The sequence below is a fragment of the Phenylobacterium sp. LH3H17 genome, from assembly GCF_024298925.1.
Lineage (GTDB): Bacteria > Pseudomonadota > Alphaproteobacteria > Caulobacterales > Caulobacteraceae > Phenylobacterium.
In genome coordinates this window covers 221,849-238,554 of the sequence record NZ_CP101283.1, presented here as the reverse complement: position 1 = coordinate 238,554, position 16,706 = coordinate 221,849, and the positions used below count along the sequence as shown (strand labels likewise).

Below are 16,706 nucleotides of genomic sequence, written 5' to 3'. Positions count from 1 at the left end.
CTCGGGCCCCGCCCCGCCTATCTCAGACGCCTTCGCCGTAAGGAACCGAGCCGATGTCGTTGAAGGTCGCCGTCCAGATGGACCCCCTCGAGGCCGTCAATATCGAGGGCGACACGACCTTCCTCATGCTGGAGAACGCCCAGGCGCGGGGCCACGAGCTGTTCGTCTACACTCCGGACCGGCTGGCCATGGAGGATGGCAAGGTCTTCACCCGCGGCCGTTCGGTGACCGTCGAGCGCGTCAAGGGCGCCCATGCCAGGTTCGGACCCTGGGAGGTGCGCGAACTGGCCGAGTTCGACGTCATCCTGCTGCGCCAGGACCCGCCGTTCGACATGGCCTACATCACCTCGACCCATTTCCTGGACAAGGTGCATCCCCAGACCCTGGTGGTGAACAACCCCGCCGAGGTGCGCAACGCGCCCGAGAAGCTGTTCGTCACCGACTTCCCCGGCGTCCAGCCCCCGACCCTGATCACCTCCGACATCGAGGCGATCTACGACTTCCGCGACCGGCACGGGGACATCGTGCTGAAGCCGCTCTACGGCCTGGGCGGCTCGGGGGTGGCGCGGCTGCTGGCGGACGACCCCAATCTCGACGCGATGCTGGACCTGCACCGGGCCATAGGCCGCGAGCCGGTGATCGCCCAGAAGTTCCTGCCCGCCGTGTCCAAGGGCGACAAGCGCATCCTGCTGGTGGACGGCGAGGCGGTCGGCGGCATCAACAGGGTGCCAAAGGCCGGCCAGATCCGCTCCAACCTCGCCGTCGGCGGCGTCGCCGAGGCCGTGGAGCTGTCGGCCCGCGACCTGGAACTGTGCGCCATCATCGGTCCCGAGCTGAAGCGACGCGGCCTGATGTTCGTCGGCATCGACGTGATCGGCGACTACATGACCGAGATCAACGTCACCTCTCCGACCGGCGCCCAGGCCCTGAAACGCTTCAGCGGGATCGACGCGACCGAGGTCATGTGGAAACGGATTGAAGCCCTCCGCGCCAAGGCTTAGCTTGGGCTTCAAGACACCCGACCAAGTCGCGGAAACCGCTCACTTTCCCCTTAGGTTCTATTTTTGTTCTTGATCCGAGCCGCGCGGCGTGCTGGGCTTGTGGATAAAGTTGAACTCTTTCAAGCGCGTGATTGCCGAAAGTAAAGACGAGCTTCGGCGAGCATCAGTTCTTGATTTCTAGTGGGACGGGCGGGGGTCTGCATGGCGTCGCGGGTGGTCACGGTGGCGTTCCAGGGCGTCGAGGCGCGGCGCGTGGACGTCGAGGTCCAGCTCACCGGCGGCGAGCCGAAATTCATGCTGGTCGGACTGGGCGACAAGGCGGTCGCCGAAAGCCGCGAGCGGGTTCGCGCCGCCTTCGCGGGCCTGGGCCTGGCCATGCCCTCGCGGCGGATCATCGCCAACCTGGCGCCGGCTGACCTTCCCAAGGAAGGCGCCCACTACGACCTGCCTATCGCGCTCGCGGTCATGGGGGCCATGGGCATCCTGCCGCCCGACGCGCTCGCCGACTGGGCGGCCATGGGCGAGCTCTCGCTGGACGGACGGATCGTGGCGGTGGCCGGGGCCTTGCCCGCCGCCGTGGCCGCCGGGGCCATGGGCCTGGGCCTGATCTGTCCCGAGGCCTCGGGCCCGGAGGCCGCCTGGGCCGGCGACACCCGCGTGCTGGCCGCGCCCTCGCTCATCGGCATCGTCAACCACTTCCGCGGGACCCAGATCCTCTCGGCGCCCCGGCCCGGCCCCATGCTGGACGGCGAGCGGGTCCCCGACCTGCGCGAGGTGAAGGGCCAGGAGAACGCCAAGCGGGCCCTGGAGATCGCCGCGGCCGGCGGCCACAACCTGCTGTTCACCGGCCCGCCGGGCTCGGGCAAGTCGATGATGGCCGCGCGCCTGCCCGGCCTTCTGCCGCCGCTGTCGCCCACCGAGCTGCTGGAGACGTCCATGGTCCACTCGGTGGCCGGACTGATCGCCAAGGGGGCGCTGACCCGGACACGGCCGTTCCGCACCCCGCACCATTCCGCCAGCATGGCGGCGCTCACCGGCGGCGGTCTGCGGGTGAAGCCTGGCGAGGTCTCCCTGGCCCACAACGGGGTGCTGTTCCTGGACGAGCTTCCGGAGTTCTCCGGCCTTATGGAGCAAACACACCCACGCTGAAGCTGCCCTTTTTGGGGGTCCGGGGGTATTTTTGAGGGATGCTTACTCACCCAGCTTCTCCTCAAGCTCCGCGACCCGCGCGTCCAGCACCTCGATCTGGCTGGACAGGTCCTCGACCTTCGCCAGGGCGTTGCGCGCGTTCACGTCGGCAATCTCCAGCCGCTCAGGATCGACGCACCCCACCACGCTCAGCGCGGCAACCAGCGCCAAGATCAACCTGCCCACATCGACCCCCATGTCCGTAGAGCGCCCCAACACAGTCGCAGGCCTGATCGCCAAGCGCGACGATCTCATCAAGCTGCGCAACCACCTAGAGGCTGAGGCCCGAAAGGTGACTTGCGACATCGACCACCTCGACGCGGTGATCCCGTTGTTCAATCCCGCGAACGCGCCTGAGGCCATCCAGCGCTACGTGACCAAGCACCGGGCGCGGAAAAACCACCTCAAGCGCTTCGTCATCGCCTTCCTCCGCGACAACGACGGGTTCCACACGTCGCGTACGATCACCGAAGCGTGGATCGCGGATCGGGGCTTAAGGGCCGATGAGGCGACGTACGTCATCTTGCGCAAGCGCGTTGGCGCTTGCCTCACGGTGATGCGCACGGACGGCCTGACGATCAACGGTGAGATGGACGGCGAGTACAAGACGTGGGGACGAGCCGAGTTGAACGCCGAGGCAAGGGCTGCGCTGGTGGCGCGCCCGAAATTCATTGCGAACTAGCCGCCCTGGAAATACCGGCTGAGGGCGGATTCTGCTGTCACCGCACCTGCCAGGAGGTTGTTCGTCACAGGCCGTACGGGTTGTTCCGCGCCAAGCTGAGAGAGCGAATCTTATTGTATGATGCCTCTCTATCTCGCTTCACCTTCGTCCTCAGAGAACCGGATGGCCTACAGCGCCGCGAATGCTTCGTCCTCTGACATTCGGAAGACGTTCGCCAGCGAGAGCGACCGGATGATGATGTTCATCGCGCTAGGAGATATGGGCCTGGGAAAGGAGTGGGAGGAACGGGCGAAGGGATTGCTCAAGGGCAAACTTAAGCGACGCCAGGTCGGCTATGCCCAGCTAGCCGTCCGCCTTGACGCCATGGGGATCACAGAGAGCTCGGCCAACATCGCCAACAAGATCAGCCGTGGCGCCTTCACAGCCGTCTGCCTCCTCCAATGCATGGAAGCCATTGGGCCTAGGCTGAGAATGGGTGAGGACTAGTGGCGTACTCGCCGTTTCATAGGCGCTCGCGTGACCCTGATGCGCCCAAACCAAAGCGGGACTGGGTCGACTACACGACGATAGGCACAGCGATTGTCGGGGTGATCGTTGTCGTCATCTCCACCGTCCTTACCCAAATCAATAGCGCTGGCTCTTCCAAAGACACTGCGGATGCCATCGAGCGGGTCGCAGATGTCGCGGAAGCTGCGCAAGCGCAAGCCGACGCGATGAAGGCCCAGATCGCCGAGATGAGAACCCAGACTGGCGCGTTAGAGAAACAGGCCACCGCTGGCCGTGATCAGGCCCGAGCCCTTGATGAAGCGAATAACAACAATCGGACGACGATGATGCTGAATGCTCGCCCGAACGTGAGCATTAAGCGACTAGAATTCCTAGAAGTTCCCTCTCCCGATGGCGGGGACTTGGAATTCACGCTCACACCGGTTTGGCTCAACAGCGGAAGCACTCAGACAAAGAATCTTTTCAATAATACCGAGTGCTTTCACACCGATAGGCCGATGTTGGAGATGAAGACCGTTCGGGGGCTTCCAAGAGGGGCCATCAGAAACATCATTGGCCCGAGGGCAGACGCTCAAATAGGTTCTTGTACCGTTTCCGGAAAACTGATGAACAGTCTCAAGCTCGGCAAGCGATATTTGTACTTTCGCGCTCGACTTGACTACACAGACGCGTTTGACAACGAACAATACCGAACCGAGATGTGTGCAGAAATCCGCCCAAAGCCCGGCGATTACACTACACGCGGCCAAAATCTTGGCATGGACGCGGTAACGTGTGGTCGTTTCAATTGCCAAGATGGCGACTGTGAACCGTAAGTCCCCGCTTGGCGTGTTCTGGGGTTTGCGGATTCTAACGCGGTCGAACACCATGCGCGAAAATGCCAAACTTTGGTGCCGCCTCAATGGCCAAGGTCGGAAGCTGCCAAGCCGTGTTAGCCTTCGGAATGACACCGCAAGCTGAGCCAAGCAACTTTTGGGAGGCGTTCTCGGCGGTCGCGACTGCCGGTGCGGCAGTCGTCGCACTTGGCATCGCCGTCGCGTCCTACCTCATCGACACTCACCGCCGATGGGAAGCCGCACGCAGCACGTTGAGGCTCGCGGAGTCTGTCGCGAAGGACGCCACCGACTTCTTCCAAACGATGCAGGATCGAGGCAGCTTCACTAGCCATTTCTGTAAGATCACGCGCACCAGTGGCAGCTTCCAAGCAGTACTGCTTAACATGCAGGAGCTTCGACTAGTCGACCTTCCCACCGAAAGGGCCGTGGCGGCATTCAGCCGAGTGCGAGCCCTGGTTATGGATTTCGACGGTAGCTTGGCCCTGCTCGCAGGTGTGCCGGGGTCGGCGTCGAGAATCAATGCGAAACCCCACCTCAGCGGATGCGGCGTTGCTGCACTAAATCTGACGTTGGAGGTCGAGGCGTTCGCTCACCCCCTGGCTTTCAGGTGGCCTAGGCTCTGGAAGCGGAGGAAGAGGCTTGAGGCCTGAAACGCGCGCCATGGCGCTATCCTGTTTCCCCTCAGCGCGGACCTTCGTAGCCCGCCGTATAGGGCCAGGCCGCCTGGGCGATGGCCTCCGCTTCAGCCTCCTTGGCAGTTCGCCCGTGGGCAGCGAAGTAGGCGTTTTCGTATCTTGTCCTCGCGGCCCGCTCACGCGGGAACCAGTATGACTCGTACTCGGGGATATCCGCGTCAGTGGCCGGGTAGTGATTGTTGGCTTCGGTCTGGGCCGTCAAGAACTCTGCGCGGGCCTTCTCAAGCGTCGCCAAGCTTTCGGCCTTCCGTCGACGCTCTAGGCCTTCAGCCTTGGCGCGGGCGCTGTCATTGAGCGTCGCTTGGGCCTCCTCGGCCTTCTTCGTAGCTCTTGTGGCGATCTCGGCGGCAGCTTCAGCTTTGACTTTTTCCGGGCGCACCAAGCCGTCGATCTTACTGCCTACGAATGCAAACCCAGCCAGAGCAACAAAGGCCGCGATGCCGCTACCGAAGCTAGGGGAACTGTTTGCCATCGCCGCCTCCGTGCCAATAGGCAGTATACTGCCTAGACGGTGCCGCTTGCGGACTGGCCCGTCAAGGCATGGGTCCGTGGGAGAAAATCGTTGGCGCCAACGTGCGCCGCCTACGCACAGAGCGCGGCCTTACCCAGGAACAACTGGCCTTCGAGGCTGGGATCGCGATGCGCTACATCGGCATGATCGAACGTGCCGAGACTTCAGCGACCGTGGGGATGTTGGGAAAACTGGCGGCGGTTTTGGGGGTGGAGCCAGGGGCGCTGCTTAGCGCGACCGAAAGCCCTGCTTGAGGTGAAGCTCAAGGAATTGGCGAAACGCTGAGAGCGCCGCGTCGGACGTCAAGCTGGCTGGAGGCCCCAAATTCATCGCCTCAAATCCCGTAACCCCGCAGGCGGCGGTCACTCCTTCCGGACTATCAAACCGAAATATTAGGGGGCGGTCATCGTGAGGCCTCGGCCTCAGGACGTATGTGAATTGTTTTCGGTGCGCGGTGTCGACGTCCAGCAACTGGAGGCTTCTACCGCCGGGATGGCTCGACACTTTGAGCCTCGCCCGCGAAACAATTCTCATAGCCTGAGAGACATTCTGATCAGATTCACGCTCGGCGATGCGTTCCTCTTGATCAGACCATTCGTCGCGGGAGCTCTGCTCCAACAGTACGCGAACTCTGCGCTCTTCGTCGGTTTCTTGATCTTCGCTCATCGAGGCTCCTCTACCGACATTGATACCTCATTGTCGGCGCTCTGACACTCTCAGGTCTCCGCCTTTCGCCAGAATACGAAATTGGCTCCCGTGGGCAGTTCACTTGGGGCCTCAGAAGGCGCCTTGCCTGAGGGTGCTGAGCAAAGTTCATCGCCAGGAAAAATCCGTCGCGACATCTCGTCCACAATATCGAACAACAGCAGTATACGATGATGATCATCCATTATAGCGCCCCAGCCTTTGCCGTAAGTTACAGAGTATTCTTAAACAATATTGCCCAGTATACTACGCTTGTTCGTGAAATTGTCAACAACAAGGAAGAGTCAAAACCGTGGTTGTCTCAATTGATCAGCAGCTGCTGCCAATATTCTCGTTCGCCGCCGGATTTGCCGCGAAATGGCTGGCGGATTGGCAACAGAGTTCGCGCCAAACACGACGCGAACGCGAGGCGCGGTTAGATGCTCGACGAGATCGGCTTGAGCAGGAGCAGATCAGTTTCCAACGGCAGACTTTGTTGGCCGCGCAAGAGTCGTCAGCGCGGCTGATGAGAGGGATGGGAAAGGCCCATCACGCTGACATCATCGCATTCCGCTTAAGCGGAAAATGGAAGAAAAACTACCTGCCCGAGGGAGATGCCGAGGCAATCAGGCAGGGGATAGAAGACATCATAAAGTACTCGGTTCGCATTCGGGATGTCGAGGCGCGCGGCCTCCTGGATAGATTCCGAGAAGGCTCGAATTATGTGGAGTTTGTAGAGGGGCCGGACGAGGCAGATCAGGCGCTGCTGAGCATGTCGAAGCTCTACGAGGCAGTGAATGCAAGGATTGGACATGTGCTTAGAAGCTTGGACGACCACGACCTATTGGGTGTGGCGGGCAAGTAGGCCGTCACTCCTATTTTGTGGCGCTCGACTCGACGCTTCCGCCCCGGCAAGGCCACCGTGGCCAAAAGTTGAGTTTCGAGGGGGTCCGTCGGGGCATACTCGCCGTCGGAGCTGATTCCGAGGACCTAACGATGCCGCCCTTCAAGACCTTCAAACAGCGGAAACTGGAAGCTGAGCGCGCGGGGATGGGAGAGGTCTATAAATACGACGCGTTATCCCAAAAGCTGAGAAACCAGCTCGGTCAAATTTTCGCGGACGCCATTGGAGAGTATAGCAATAGAGAGTATCAAGTAGAGAACAATTCATATTGGGACGCGGTACATAAACATTTGTGTAAAGTTGAAGGTCGCGACTTCTTAACTGATCAGAACTTCGACGCAAAAGATGACATCATATACTACATCAGGACATGTCAGGATGTTGATGACGCGTTGAGTGCAATTGAGATGTGCTGCCGAATGATCGATTTAATTGGTCGGTCTGTGCCTACCTATGAGTATTCCGAAAAAGGCATTGTGCAGAACGCAGACGACGCCCTCGCGGAAGTCAACTATTGGTTCCGTGAGGCAGCCGTTGGCTACCAATTCGAGAGCGGCCACGTGATCCGCGTGGACTCGCAGATGACACACGCCGAGATCGTCAAACCGGCGCTGATCCTGCTCTCCGACAAGCGGTTCGCGGGGCCGGAGCAAGAGTATCTTCAAGCGCACAACCACTATCGATCCGGGCAGTACAAGGACGCGATCGTCTGGGCCAACAAGGCGTTCGAGAGCACGATGAAGGCGGCGTGCGACATTTGCCATTGGCCTTACCCGGCAGGCGCTCGGGCGTCCGATCTGCTGAAGGTGCTAAGGGCGAACAAGCTCTGGCCGGACTATCTCGACACTTCGTTCGACCAGTTGGCCGCAACCCTCGCGTCTGGACTTCCCAAGGTGCGGAACGAGGAGGGCGGGCATGGCGACGGTGCCGAACCAAGGCAAACACCTGGCTACATTGCCGCCTATGCACTTCACCTAGCTGCGGCGAAAATCTTGCTCATCGCTGAAGCTGCGCTGAGCAAGCGATAGACCTCGGTTCTAAATTTGAGTGCTCGCCAACAAGATGGTCCTATTGGTGAGGGCTTAAGGCGGCGGCAGCATCCGTGGCCAGGGCCGCGGCGTCGGCAGCCTTGTCGATCTCATTCCAATCGCCGGTGTCTGCCGCCTCTGTGGCCTCAACGTCTGAACTAAAATCGATCATTGGCGCCGCGTCAGATTGCGGCAAGACGACAACCGGCAGTTCCGCGAGCATTGCGCCGACCACGCTGCGGGATAGCCCAACCAACGAAATCGCCTGTTCAACCGTGAGCGTTTCCTCCGGGTGGAAAATTACGTTTCGATGCAAATCTTTCAATTGCTGAAGCGCGGCAATCACCTTGGCGTCCCCGCAGCCCGCGCTTTTGAGCGCGTGGAGGTAAACTCCGATGTTGCGTTGCTTGGGCTTGGGCAGGTTGCCGGTCACAACCTCCCAGTAGCGACGGAGGACTGCCTCAACTGCTCTAAGGGTGTGGAAGCCACACGCTGTGGAGAGTTCGAAAGCGAGGCACTTGCCAGCCTCCCGCATGTCATCAACTGCATCAGGTACTTTGCCCTTAATGTCTGCGGGAAAGAGGTCTTCCCCGGCCGCAATAAGGCTTATGGTCGAATATGGCGGCTTCTCAACGACGATGTAGCTGTCGGTCACCGCCAGTTCGCTCGTAAGAACAATCTCGAAGCTGTTCATCAGATTGATGAGCTGCGCCTTATCCCAATTGCTAAACGGGTCTTCCCACTTTCGTTGGGTGATCGCCTCGACGAAATTGTAAACTTGATACCCGTGGCTCAGCGAGCTGCGGAAGCAGCCTTTAATCGTCGCGTCCGTAAAGAGCTGTTTCACTGCCGCTAGTACTGCATGAAGTTCAAACCAGACATCACCCACGCTGACATCTGAGGCCATATATCGAACCGAGTTGAGGGTCGTGCTCAGTCGATAGAAGTAGGACAGGTCTAGGCGCAGCATGATGTCCTCGGTTTGTTATGCCCGGCGAATCGAGAGATCGACCCACGAGATCGGATCTCGGATATCACCCAAATAACATTCCGCGAAGATGGCATTCAAGCATATCAAGCACGCATCTGATGTACTATTATAATACTTTGAATATTGACCTTGATTTCTTGACTATTTGTGATTCGGGCGCAGAATGTCGTCAGTTAGTTGATCCATTATTTTATCAACGCATTGCTCGGACAACTTAAATGTCATCACAAAGCTCAAGGATGCGACTTGTAGTCGGTCATCGCGACGCCCTGCCGGTCGAAGCGCCCCTGAAGGTGGCGTTGCTCACAAAAGCGCCCACGCCGGAAGGCTGGTTCGGCGTCGAGCTGGAAGCGCCAGGTTATGCCCGCGCTGACGTGACGTTCGACATAGTGCGACCCACCGATTCCAAAGCTCTCAGTGAGACCAACGTTGAATGGAGCTTCGCGGGCATCTGGGCGGTGACGCATGCGGCGATTATCAGCAGCGAGGGAGATACGCTCGCCTATGGCCCAATTGAGGGGCCGCGTCCTTTTGCGGGAAGCATCGCCTTCACGCCGGGACGGTTGGAGCTTCGGTGTTAGCGGCAGCGCGGCGACCGCATGCAGCATGTGACCGGTGGCGGAAGAGGCCCCCGAAGCATTGAGCGACGAAGAATCGCTCGGACTCCGTTCGGGGCGCTTGTCAATATGGCTTGGGTAACCACTTGACAGATAGTATGATTCGCGAGGCGCCGCTGTGCGCAGGGAGTCCGGTTTGCAATTCAATCATCCCCGAGCGCGAAGGACGGGAATGGTCCCGAACCCTGATAAGGTTCGGGAGGCGATTGTGCACATTATCGCGGAGGCCGACCGGCGCCATATCCTCGTGACGCAGTACGACATCCTGAAGTCGATGTTTTTCGCGGATCGAGCCCACCTGAACAAGTACGGTAGGCCAATCACTTTTGACGAGTACGTCGCCATGCCCGACGGGCCGGTGCCTAGCCTTGCGTACAACGTACTGAAGGAGGAACCCCCCGCATTAAGGGAGGTTGGCCTCGACGCGGTGCTTTGGAAGGTGATGGCAGGAGGCGGAAAGAAAAAATACTACTCGGCGGCCCAGCGCGAGGCTTCCGATGAGGTGCTTTCCGAGAGCGATATCGAGGAACTCGACGTGGCTCTCACGCACGTTAAGCGGCTTGGCTTTGCAGGCGTGTGGCGCGAAACCCACCGAGACCCGGCATACATGGCCGCATGGCGCGACGATCCTGAGCGACGCCAGTTCCCAATGGACTACGCGCTTCTTTACGAGCGGCCAAATCCACAGGCTGCCGAAGAATTGAAGTTCTACGCTTCACTCTAATGGCATTCGTTCCAGGCGACATCATCAGCCTGGATTCTCCCGTCGCCGGCCACAAAAAATACCACGTCTGTCTGGGCGATAATGCCCACGGAGTGCTGGTCTGTCTGTATCTGAACTCCGCTGGCGGCTACCTCGACAACCAACCGTTCGATTGTTTGCGGTTCCCAATGATACCGCCGTCGGCGAGCGGACTAACGGTGGTCGCGTATTCCATGCTCCCACGATACGCGCATCGACAGTTGACGATCTTCAAGGCTCAAAAGCTGGGTGAAATTGCGAAGGATGTTGCGGCGGAAATGGCCGCCTTCGTCCCCGGGGTTAAGTCACTGCCGAAGCCCGACAAGGCCTTCGTTCTGGGGCAATTGCAGATGATGGCGATCTAGCACTACGAAACTGATCAAGCGTTCCTCACCTGGCTCTTTGTGGCGCTCGCTACGCGCTAAGTGCCGCGCGACCAAAGCTCCGGATTCACCGCCGGGTTGGGAAACTCGCCGTCCAGCCGCAGCGTCTGGCAATCCATCGCCACGAGACACTGAACGAAGAAGGTCGCGGAGAAGGTGCCGCGCGCGATCTTGTTTCGGAGGTTGCGCTCGTTCTCCTCGATCCCCCACCGGCGCAGGACCGAAATCAGGTCGGCGGTCTTCATGTTCCGTTTGACCATCTCCGCCCGCAGCATGCCCTTCACGCGGGCTTGCCACTCGGTCTCAAGAGCTTCGTTGACGATCATCCGTCCGCCCCTTCGGGTAGGTTGGCATCAAAAATGATGCTCAGGCATTGTAATTGATGCGCGTCTCAGTATATACCACCACATATGATGCTAACGCATGGAATGAGGTGATTGGCCGCAGAAGCCACATATGAGGCCCCGTACGTCCCTTGGGAGGGTCACATCAGGCGGCGTCGGGTCTTGGTCAACGAGCGGGGCCAGGAGAAGCAGCACTATCTGCTGAGCGCTGCGTCGCGCACGCTTTCGCCGATGCGAATCGCGCGGCTGTCGGACGACGAAGCCTACCGAACATTCTGCACGATCCGGTTCGCCGACACCGGCGGGCACCCGACGTGTCCTCACTGCAAGTCCGCCCGCATCTACGAAATCTCGACCCGCCGAATTTTCAAATGCGCGGACTGTCGGCGCCAGTTCTCCGCCACGTCGGGCACGGCGTTCGCCAGCCGCAAGATGTCGTATCGCGACATCCTCTACGCGGTGATGGTCTTCGTGAATGGAGCAAGCGGCGTCTCAGCGCTCAGGCTGAGCCGGGAGGTCGATTGCAGTTACAAGACCGCGTTCGTCCTGTGCGCCAAGCTGCGCGAAGCGATGGCGAAGTCCCGCGATCCACGGCCGCTCCAAGGCGAAGTTGAGGTCGACGGAATTGTCTTCCCGCATTCGGCCCGCAAAGGGAGGATGAGAGATCAGCGGTTCACACAGCCGAACCCTCGCAGTACGCAACAGGTGGTCGTGGGTGCTCGTGAAAGGGGCGAGCACGGCCAAAGCCGTCTGACCGTTGTCCTCAGGAACGAGACCGTTGGCATCCCATTCATCCTAGATTCCGTGAGCGCGGGCAGCACCTTCCTCACAGACAATGGAGCTTGGACGCCCTTCGGAACCAAGGGTCCGCACTACATCGTGAACCACGACGAGGGGTATTTGATCGACGACATCTGCACCAATCAGATCGAGAGCCTGTTCGCCCGCCTCCGCCGATCCCAACGCGGCGTCCACTACCGGATAATCGGCTCGAATCTCGATCTGTACGCACAGGAGGTATCCTGGCGAGAGGATCACCGGCGTCTCAGCAACGGGGAACAGTGGTTACGCCTGCTGCATGCCACGAGCCATCAACCGGTCTCGCCGCGATGGAAGGGCTACTGGCAACGCTGGCTCGGGCCGACCGTCACCCGTCGCAAGCGTGACCGCCGTTATCATTGGCGCGTCGCCTATGGCTTCAGGCGAGCCGCGCAGGTGTCGCAGAGCGGAGCGCGTATAGCATCGGCGATCCCTGACCTATTTCCAGCAGGCCTGCCGCATGCAGCCGCTTTGCCGCTGCTCTCACGCTGATGTCGATCTTTTTTGCGACTTCCTCAGGTTCACCACCCCTCCCGGTCAGCGCCATCACGCCTCTCGCGATCTGGCGAGCCGTCATCGGTTCGCGGCTCTTTCGCAGGACGGTCAACATGGCCTGGGGTACGCCATTGCGCATCAATAGCTGGGCCTCTCGTGGCTTCCTTGGCTTGATACCGCGTGGCTTCCATTCCGGATCAAACATCCGGATCACGTAGGCGAGTTGGCTGAGGCCCTTCTTGATCTCGGCCTTTCGCCGATCGATCCGCTCGGTAGCTAGCTGGATGTTTCGAAGTCCCCACTCGCCTTCGATCTGGCGCTCACAGGTCGCTAGATCACCAAGCAAGTCAGCGTATTTTCGGGTCAGAGATTTGACGACTTGGACGCCCGCCACGCGATCACCTCAGGAGCTAGAACCGGCCACCGGTCTGGGTACGGTTGATCTCGCGGACCATGCGGCCCGACGCGTCGAACATGATCGAGATCGAGCGGGCGCCAGACTTGCCGGAGAGCATGTTCGCCTCACTGTGTAGCCACAGCAGAAGCAGGTGTCCGTCTGGCATGGTGGTCTGAGAGTTGGGTTGGCCCAGGCGAGAAATTACCTCGGACTTCGACATGCCTGGCTGAAGCTGCGTTGCCGTCGCCTCGTCGTAGTCAGTACCCATGCTGGCGCAGCTCGAACAGCCAAGCGCGAGGATCAGACAGAGTGCGGCGGCCTTGTGCATTGATGCGTCCCCCACCTCTTATAGTATAGCTTACTACAAGGACACGTCTCGCGAAAACGCGCGACCGGCCGCAGGTTCCCCGAGCAATTGAGGCTGGGCATGGCAGTTCAAGACCCGGAAGTCTCGTCGCTGGTCTCCGCATTGCTCGCGAGCGAGTTGGATTGGCTCGGAGTGGAGGTGGCTCAGGCCATAAGCGACCTAGAACAACGCGCACTCGATACGGCGGACGATAGATACGGGGCGGGGCGCCAACAGCTCGATCTGATGGAGCGCGTCGTGTTTGACGTCACGAAGGGTGAGATCGACGCCACCCGTGAATTGAGAGAACTGGCTCCCGAGTTTGAAGTCGAGGCCGTGGTGACCGTCGGCCTGCCGGAAGGTCGGGAGGACGATCTCACCGATCCTAGGCGTGAGATCGCTTTGAGGAAGTTCAACGATGCGTTGGTAGAGGCAATCGGAAGGGCAGACCAAGCGATCCGTCGCCGAGAGGAGCTGCTCTAGTGGACAACCTGCTCCAACAGGCCGCACACGATCTCAGCGTCACCGTACCGGGATTCACTGGCGGAAAGGCGTTCGAAGGGCTTGTGCTGTTCAAACTGGCAATCGAACTACGAAACTTGGGCAACCCGGTTGAAGCCCTAAGCCACAAGGGTAATCCTACTCTCACGTTTAGATTGCGAGGCGGCCCCGGTCACATTCCAAGCCCGACGCAATCGGGCCTGTACCCATCTTACTTTCGGATTGGAACCCCAAGTTTCCTGACGGAACTGCACAACAGCGTTGAGTTCACCGGGTTCAGTGGCGGAGACCACGAGATTGATATTGCCGCAGTGCGGTCGGCTGATGTCGACGCCGTCCGTGCGAAGGGCGGGGGGCAATTGGAAATGCCTCCAATCGTCGGGGCGGAACTCAAGCGATACGCTTCTTCGGCAACGCTAGATAAGAATTTCATTCGAGCGCTGCTGGGGTGGATTGTTGATTTGTTGCCCCTTTGGACATTCGACCTTGTCGTGTTGAAGGGGCTCCGCGCCTGGAGCGGCGCGTCAAAGACCTCGGCATTTTGGTTTCTAACGACAGGGCAACTGTCGGACGAAGCCAAAGGCTTCGGTCGCCACTACTCCCTGCACGTAGAGGACGGCGTCACGGCGGCCAACCTGACACCGCTGGTCGCGGAGATGGCGACCTTTGTCGAAATGGCTTGAAAATACCCCCGGACCCCCAAAAAGGGCAGCTTCAGCGTGGGTGTGTTTGCTCCATAAGGCCGGAGTTCTCCGCCCAGGCCCTGGATTCCCTGCGCCAGCCCCTGGAGACCGGCGAGGTGACGGTGGCCCGGGCCAACGCCCATGTCTGCTACCCGGCCCGCTTCCAGCTCGTCGCCGCCCAGAACCCCTGAGGATGCGTGGCACTTTGGTCGCTTGTTCCCGAAGGGAGATAGAGGAGATCGATTTCGATCTCCTCCTTGCCGATAACGATGCGGTTGGTGGTCGCCTCGACCATCTGACGCTTCTGCGGAGCCGTCATTGAGGACCAACCTTCGGTAAGGGTCTTAGCTCCTTGGATGGCCTCTTCTTGGGAAGAGGCTGCGATACGCATCACGTCGAGTTCGGCTTGGATGCGCGGCAGCTCTTCTTCGAGCTGCCGGCGTCGTTCAGATATCGGCCGATGGCGACGCGCGAAGTCTTCCTTCGGAAATCCGCCCGCGTTGTACAGGTCGAACACGGCGTCCTCTTCCGCCTCGACCTTCTTGAAATCGCCGAGCGTCTTTTCGATCAAACGCTCCTTCTCGCGGATCGCGTCGGCGACCGCGCGCGAGTGCGCTTCGATCTCGGCGGGAGAGAGCAGGAAGCGATGGAGTTCGGAAAGGAAGACGGCTTCCAGGTCGCCAGTGGGGATTTTGTTGCGGCAACCTTCGCAGACGTATTTCGGCGAGCCTGCGCGCACGTACATCTTCGTGCCGCAGTGGCAGTGCGCGATGCCCGCGAAGAGGTGCACCGCCTTGCGCGTGACGTGCTTCACCTGCTGGCTTTGAGTGGTGAGGATCGCGGCGCACTTGTCCCACAACTCGTCTGAGACGATGGCCTCCACCGGCACCATGACCCAGTCGCTCTCGGGCTTGAGCGTCCACGCCTTCTTGTTGTCGTTGGTGCGGGTGTAGTTCAGGCGGCGGACGCCGCGCGCACTGGTGTCGGTTAGGAGGCGGTCGATGGTCGTCCCCGACCACATCTCGCCCTTGCGGGTTCGATAGCCCCGATCATTGAGGATGCGAGCGACCGTGCGCTTGCGCTGATGCTCGGCGAACAGCTCGAACATGAGCCGCCGGACGGGCGCTTCGTCGGGATGTACGGCCAGGCGCTTGTCGAGCCATTGGTATCCGTACGGAGCGGCCCCACCCGTCGACTTGCCGAGCTGCGCGCGGATCGGGACCGTGGCCGCGACGCGGTCGGCAATCTCCTCACGCTCCCACTGCGCCATGGCCGCGATCATCGTGAAGAAGAGCCGGCCAGCGGGCGAACTCGTATCGATGCTTTCCTGAAGCGAGATCAGGTCCGCGTTCGCGGCGCGGAAGTGATCGGCGAATTCCAGCAGCTCCTTGGTGTTGCGCGCGAGCCTAGCGAGCTTCGAGAAGACGAGGCCAGAGATACGCCCGCTGCGGATATCGGCGAGCATTCGCTGGGCCTCCGCGTGCGCGATGACGGCCTTCCCGCTCACCGCTTCGAGGCGATAGGTCTCGGCAACCTCCCACCCCTTCATTTCGGCATATGCGCAGGCCCTGCGTTCATGGTGCTCGGGGCTCTCGCCGCGCGCCTGGTCCTCGGTCGAAACCCGTATCCAGACGCCAACCCGCTTGGCGTCTAACCCCCCGTCACGCTGCATTTCAGCCTCCAAGGTGTGGAACAAAGAGGATACGAAATGGCGAGGCCAATGTGAATCGAAAACACGGCGTGCGAGCAAACAAGCCGCGTGGGTTGCAACGACTAGCGCCGCCCATCAGTTAGGGATTCAGTCGGGCAACGGACGTCACCTGGCGGAGTGAAGCGTGTGATTCAGGGGCTGCGGGGACACGTCCTCATCATCGAAGATGAGATGCTCATCGCGATGGAAATTGAGAACCTGCTCGCGGACATGGGGTTCCAGACCTTCGACATCGCCGACAGCCCCGACCGCGCCTTGGCGTCCGCCATGGCCCATCGGCCCGACCTCATCACCGCCGACGTGCGGATCATCGGCGGAACCGGCATCGAGGCCGTCAACGCGATCATCGCCACGCTCGGTCCCGTCCCCGTCGTCTTCGTGACCGGCAACATCGATGACCTGAGAGATCAGGACCCATTCGCTCTCGTCGAGAAGCCAATCAGCGCCCGCTCCCTCGCGATGGCGTGTGAGCGCGTCTTCGACCGGGCGGCGTAAGTCCGAAAGGGCCTACTCATTCCTGACGAACTCGGCGCGGGTCCCCCCAAATAGAGGCCCTTCGATGCTACCTGTTCATGCCGCCGTCACCCGTCCAGTCGAGTGCTGGGGAGACCTCGACGGATTTTGTGGCATGACGCTCTTCG

20 protein-coding genes and 3 pseudogenes are annotated in these 16,706 nt (G+C 60.4%); 17 read left to right on the top strand and 6 right to left on the bottom strand.

The features are described 5' to 3' along the window. Nucleotides 1-53: 53 nt before the first annotated feature. Both gshB and M9M90_RS01190 read left to right on the top strand, forming a co-directional pair. Nucleotides 54-1,001 (top strand): glutathione synthase, encoded by a 948-nt coding sequence (gene gshB, locus M9M90_RS01195; protein WP_254835340.1) that lies wholly within the window; start codon nt 54-56, stop codon nt 999-1,001. Nucleotides 1,002-1,202: 201 nt separating this feature from the next. Further along, nucleotides 1,203-2,117, top strand: a pseudogene (locus M9M90_RS01190) (YifB family Mg chelatase-like AAA ATPase); the annotation flags it as partial. Nucleotides 2,118-2,192: 75 nt separating this feature from the next. Here M9M90_RS01190 and M9M90_RS01185 read toward each other — a convergent pair. Then, nucleotides 2,193-2,360, bottom strand: a complete 168-nt coding sequence (locus M9M90_RS01185) for a hypothetical protein (protein ID WP_254835339.1) — start codon at nt 2,358-2,360, stop codon at nt 2,193-2,195. Between the two features lie 25 nt (nt 2,361-2,385). On the opposite strand from M9M90_RS01185, the gene M9M90_RS01180 reads away from it, so the two are divergent. The 4 genes from M9M90_RS01180 (at nt 2,386) to M9M90_RS01165 (ending at nt 4,864) form a co-directional block, all read left to right on the top strand. Continuing rightward, nucleotides 2,386-2,871 (top strand): hypothetical protein, encoded by a 486-nt coding sequence (locus M9M90_RS01180; protein WP_254835338.1) that lies wholly within the window; start codon nt 2,386-2,388, stop codon nt 2,869-2,871. Nucleotides 2,872-3,033: 162 nt separating this feature from the next. Further along, a complete protein-coding gene (locus M9M90_RS01175; protein WP_254835337.1) occupies nt 3,034-3,357 on the top strand; it encodes a DUF6471 domain-containing protein in 324 nt (107 codons plus the stop codon). A 101-nt stretch (nt 3,358-3,458) separates the two neighbouring features. Further along, nucleotides 3,459-4,193, top strand: a complete 735-nt coding sequence (locus M9M90_RS01170; protein ID WP_254835336.1) for a hypothetical protein — start codon at nt 3,459-3,461, stop codon at nt 4,191-4,193. 86 nt (nt 4,194-4,279) lie between these two features. After that, entirely contained in the window at nt 4,280-4,864 is a 585-nt protein-coding gene (locus M9M90_RS01165; RefSeq protein ID WP_254835335.1) for a hypothetical protein, read from the top strand. A 31-nt stretch (nt 4,865-4,895) separates the two neighbouring features. Here M9M90_RS01165 and M9M90_RS01160 read toward each other — a convergent pair whose 3' ends face one another. Continuing rightward, nucleotides 4,896-5,381, bottom strand: a complete 486-nt coding sequence (locus M9M90_RS01160; protein WP_254835334.1) for a hypothetical protein — start codon at nt 5,379-5,381, stop codon at nt 4,896-4,898. A 68-nt stretch (nt 5,382-5,449) separates the two neighbouring features. Between M9M90_RS01160 and M9M90_RS01155 the strand changes: the two genes are divergently transcribed. The 3 genes from M9M90_RS01155 to M9M90_RS01145 all read left to right on the top strand — a co-directional run bounded on the left by M9M90_RS01155 (nt 5,450) and on the right by M9M90_RS01145 (nt 8,036). Next, nucleotides 5,450-5,674, top strand: a complete 225-nt coding sequence (locus M9M90_RS01155; RefSeq protein ID WP_254835333.1) for a helix-turn-helix domain-containing protein — start codon at nt 5,450-5,452, stop codon at nt 5,672-5,674. 743 nt (nt 5,675-6,417) lie between these two features. Further along, a complete protein-coding gene (locus M9M90_RS01150) occupies nt 6,418-6,969 on the top strand; it encodes a hypothetical protein (protein WP_254835332.1) in 552 nt (183 codons plus the stop codon). A 131-nt stretch (nt 6,970-7,100) separates the two neighbouring features. Continuing rightward, nucleotides 7,101-8,036: an STM4504/CBY_0614 family protein gene (locus M9M90_RS01145; RefSeq protein ID WP_254835331.1), complete on the top strand. Its 936-nt coding sequence runs from the start codon at nt 7,101-7,103 to the stop codon at nt 8,034-8,036. A 40-nt stretch (nt 8,037-8,076) separates the two neighbouring features. Here the strand turns inward: M9M90_RS01145 and M9M90_RS01140 are convergent, their stop codons facing one another. Next, nucleotides 8,077-9,006, bottom strand: a complete 930-nt coding sequence (locus M9M90_RS01140) for a hypothetical protein (RefSeq protein WP_254835330.1) — start codon at nt 9,004-9,006, stop codon at nt 8,077-8,079. Between the two features lie 260 nt (nt 9,007-9,266). Between M9M90_RS01140 and M9M90_RS01135 the strand changes: the two genes are divergently transcribed. From M9M90_RS01135 to M9M90_RS01125, 3 genes are all read left to right on the top strand, one after another. Beyond that, nucleotides 9,267-9,608, top strand: coding sequence for a hypothetical protein (locus M9M90_RS01135; protein ID WP_254835329.1), 342 nt, complete (start codon nt 9,267-9,269; stop codon nt 9,606-9,608). A 208-nt stretch (nt 9,609-9,816) separates the two neighbouring features. After that, nucleotides 9,817-10,368, top strand: a complete 552-nt coding sequence (locus tag M9M90_RS01130) for a type II toxin-antitoxin system antitoxin SocA domain-containing protein (protein ID WP_254835328.1) — start codon at nt 9,817-9,819, stop codon at nt 10,366-10,368. Beyond that, on the top strand, nt 10,368-10,751 hold the full coding sequence (locus tag M9M90_RS01125) for a hypothetical protein (RefSeq protein ID WP_254835327.1): 384 nt from the start codon (nt 10,368-10,370) through the stop codon (nt 10,749-10,751). Before M9M90_RS01130 ends, M9M90_RS01125 begins: the two co-directional genes overlap by 1 nt. 56 nt (nt 10,752-10,807) lie before the next feature. Here M9M90_RS01125 and M9M90_RS01120 read toward each other — a convergent pair whose 3' ends face one another. Continuing rightward, nucleotides 10,808-11,095 (bottom strand): DUF6471 domain-containing protein, encoded by a 288-nt coding sequence (locus M9M90_RS01120; protein ID WP_254835326.1) that lies wholly within the window; start codon nt 11,093-11,095, stop codon nt 10,808-10,810. 180 nt (nt 11,096-11,275) lie between these two features. Between M9M90_RS01120 and M9M90_RS01115 the strand changes: the two are divergent. Continuing rightward, a pseudogene (locus M9M90_RS01115) lies at nt 11,276-12,244 on the top strand (IS1595 family transposase); the annotation flags it as partial. Nucleotides 12,245-12,837: 593 nt separating this feature from the next. Here M9M90_RS01115 and M9M90_RS01110 read toward each other — a convergent pair. Continuing rightward, nucleotides 12,838-13,152: an outer membrane protein assembly factor BamE gene (locus M9M90_RS01110; protein WP_254835325.1), complete on the bottom strand. Its 315-nt coding sequence runs from the start codon at nt 13,150-13,152 to the stop codon at nt 12,838-12,840. 99 nt (nt 13,153-13,251) lie between these two features. On the opposite strand from M9M90_RS01110, the gene M9M90_RS01105 reads away from it, so the two are divergent. The 3 genes and pseudogenes from M9M90_RS01105 to M9M90_RS21230 all read left to right on the top strand — a co-directional run. Continuing rightward, nucleotides 13,252-13,653, top strand: a complete 402-nt coding sequence (locus tag M9M90_RS01105; protein WP_254835324.1) for a hypothetical protein — start codon at nt 13,252-13,254, stop codon at nt 13,651-13,653. Next, nucleotides 13,653-14,354 (top strand): hypothetical protein, encoded by a 702-nt coding sequence (locus M9M90_RS01100; protein ID WP_254835323.1) that lies wholly within the window; start codon nt 13,653-13,655, stop codon nt 14,352-14,354. Before M9M90_RS01105 ends, M9M90_RS01100 begins: the two co-directional genes overlap by 1 nt. A 56-nt stretch (nt 14,355-14,410) precedes the next feature. Further along, a pseudogene (locus tag M9M90_RS21230) lies at nt 14,411-14,542 on the top strand (ATP-binding protein); the annotation flags it as partial. On the opposite strand, the gene M9M90_RS01095 reads toward M9M90_RS21230, so the two are convergent. Next, a complete protein-coding gene (locus tag M9M90_RS01095) occupies nt 14,503-16,026 on the bottom strand; it encodes a recombinase family protein (RefSeq protein WP_254835322.1) in 1,524 nt (507 codons plus the stop codon). The pseudogene M9M90_RS21230 and the gene M9M90_RS01095 sit on opposite strands and share 40 nt — an antisense overlap. A 156-nt stretch (nt 16,027-16,182) precedes the next feature. Between M9M90_RS01095 and M9M90_RS01090 the strand changes: the two genes are divergently transcribed. Beyond that, nucleotides 16,183-16,560 carry a response regulator gene (locus tag M9M90_RS01090; protein WP_371876889.1) on the top strand — a complete coding sequence of 126 codons (378 nt, stop codon included), beginning with the start codon at nt 16,183-16,185 and terminating at the stop codon, nt 16,558-16,560. Nucleotides 16,561-16,706 lie beyond the last annotated feature (146 nt).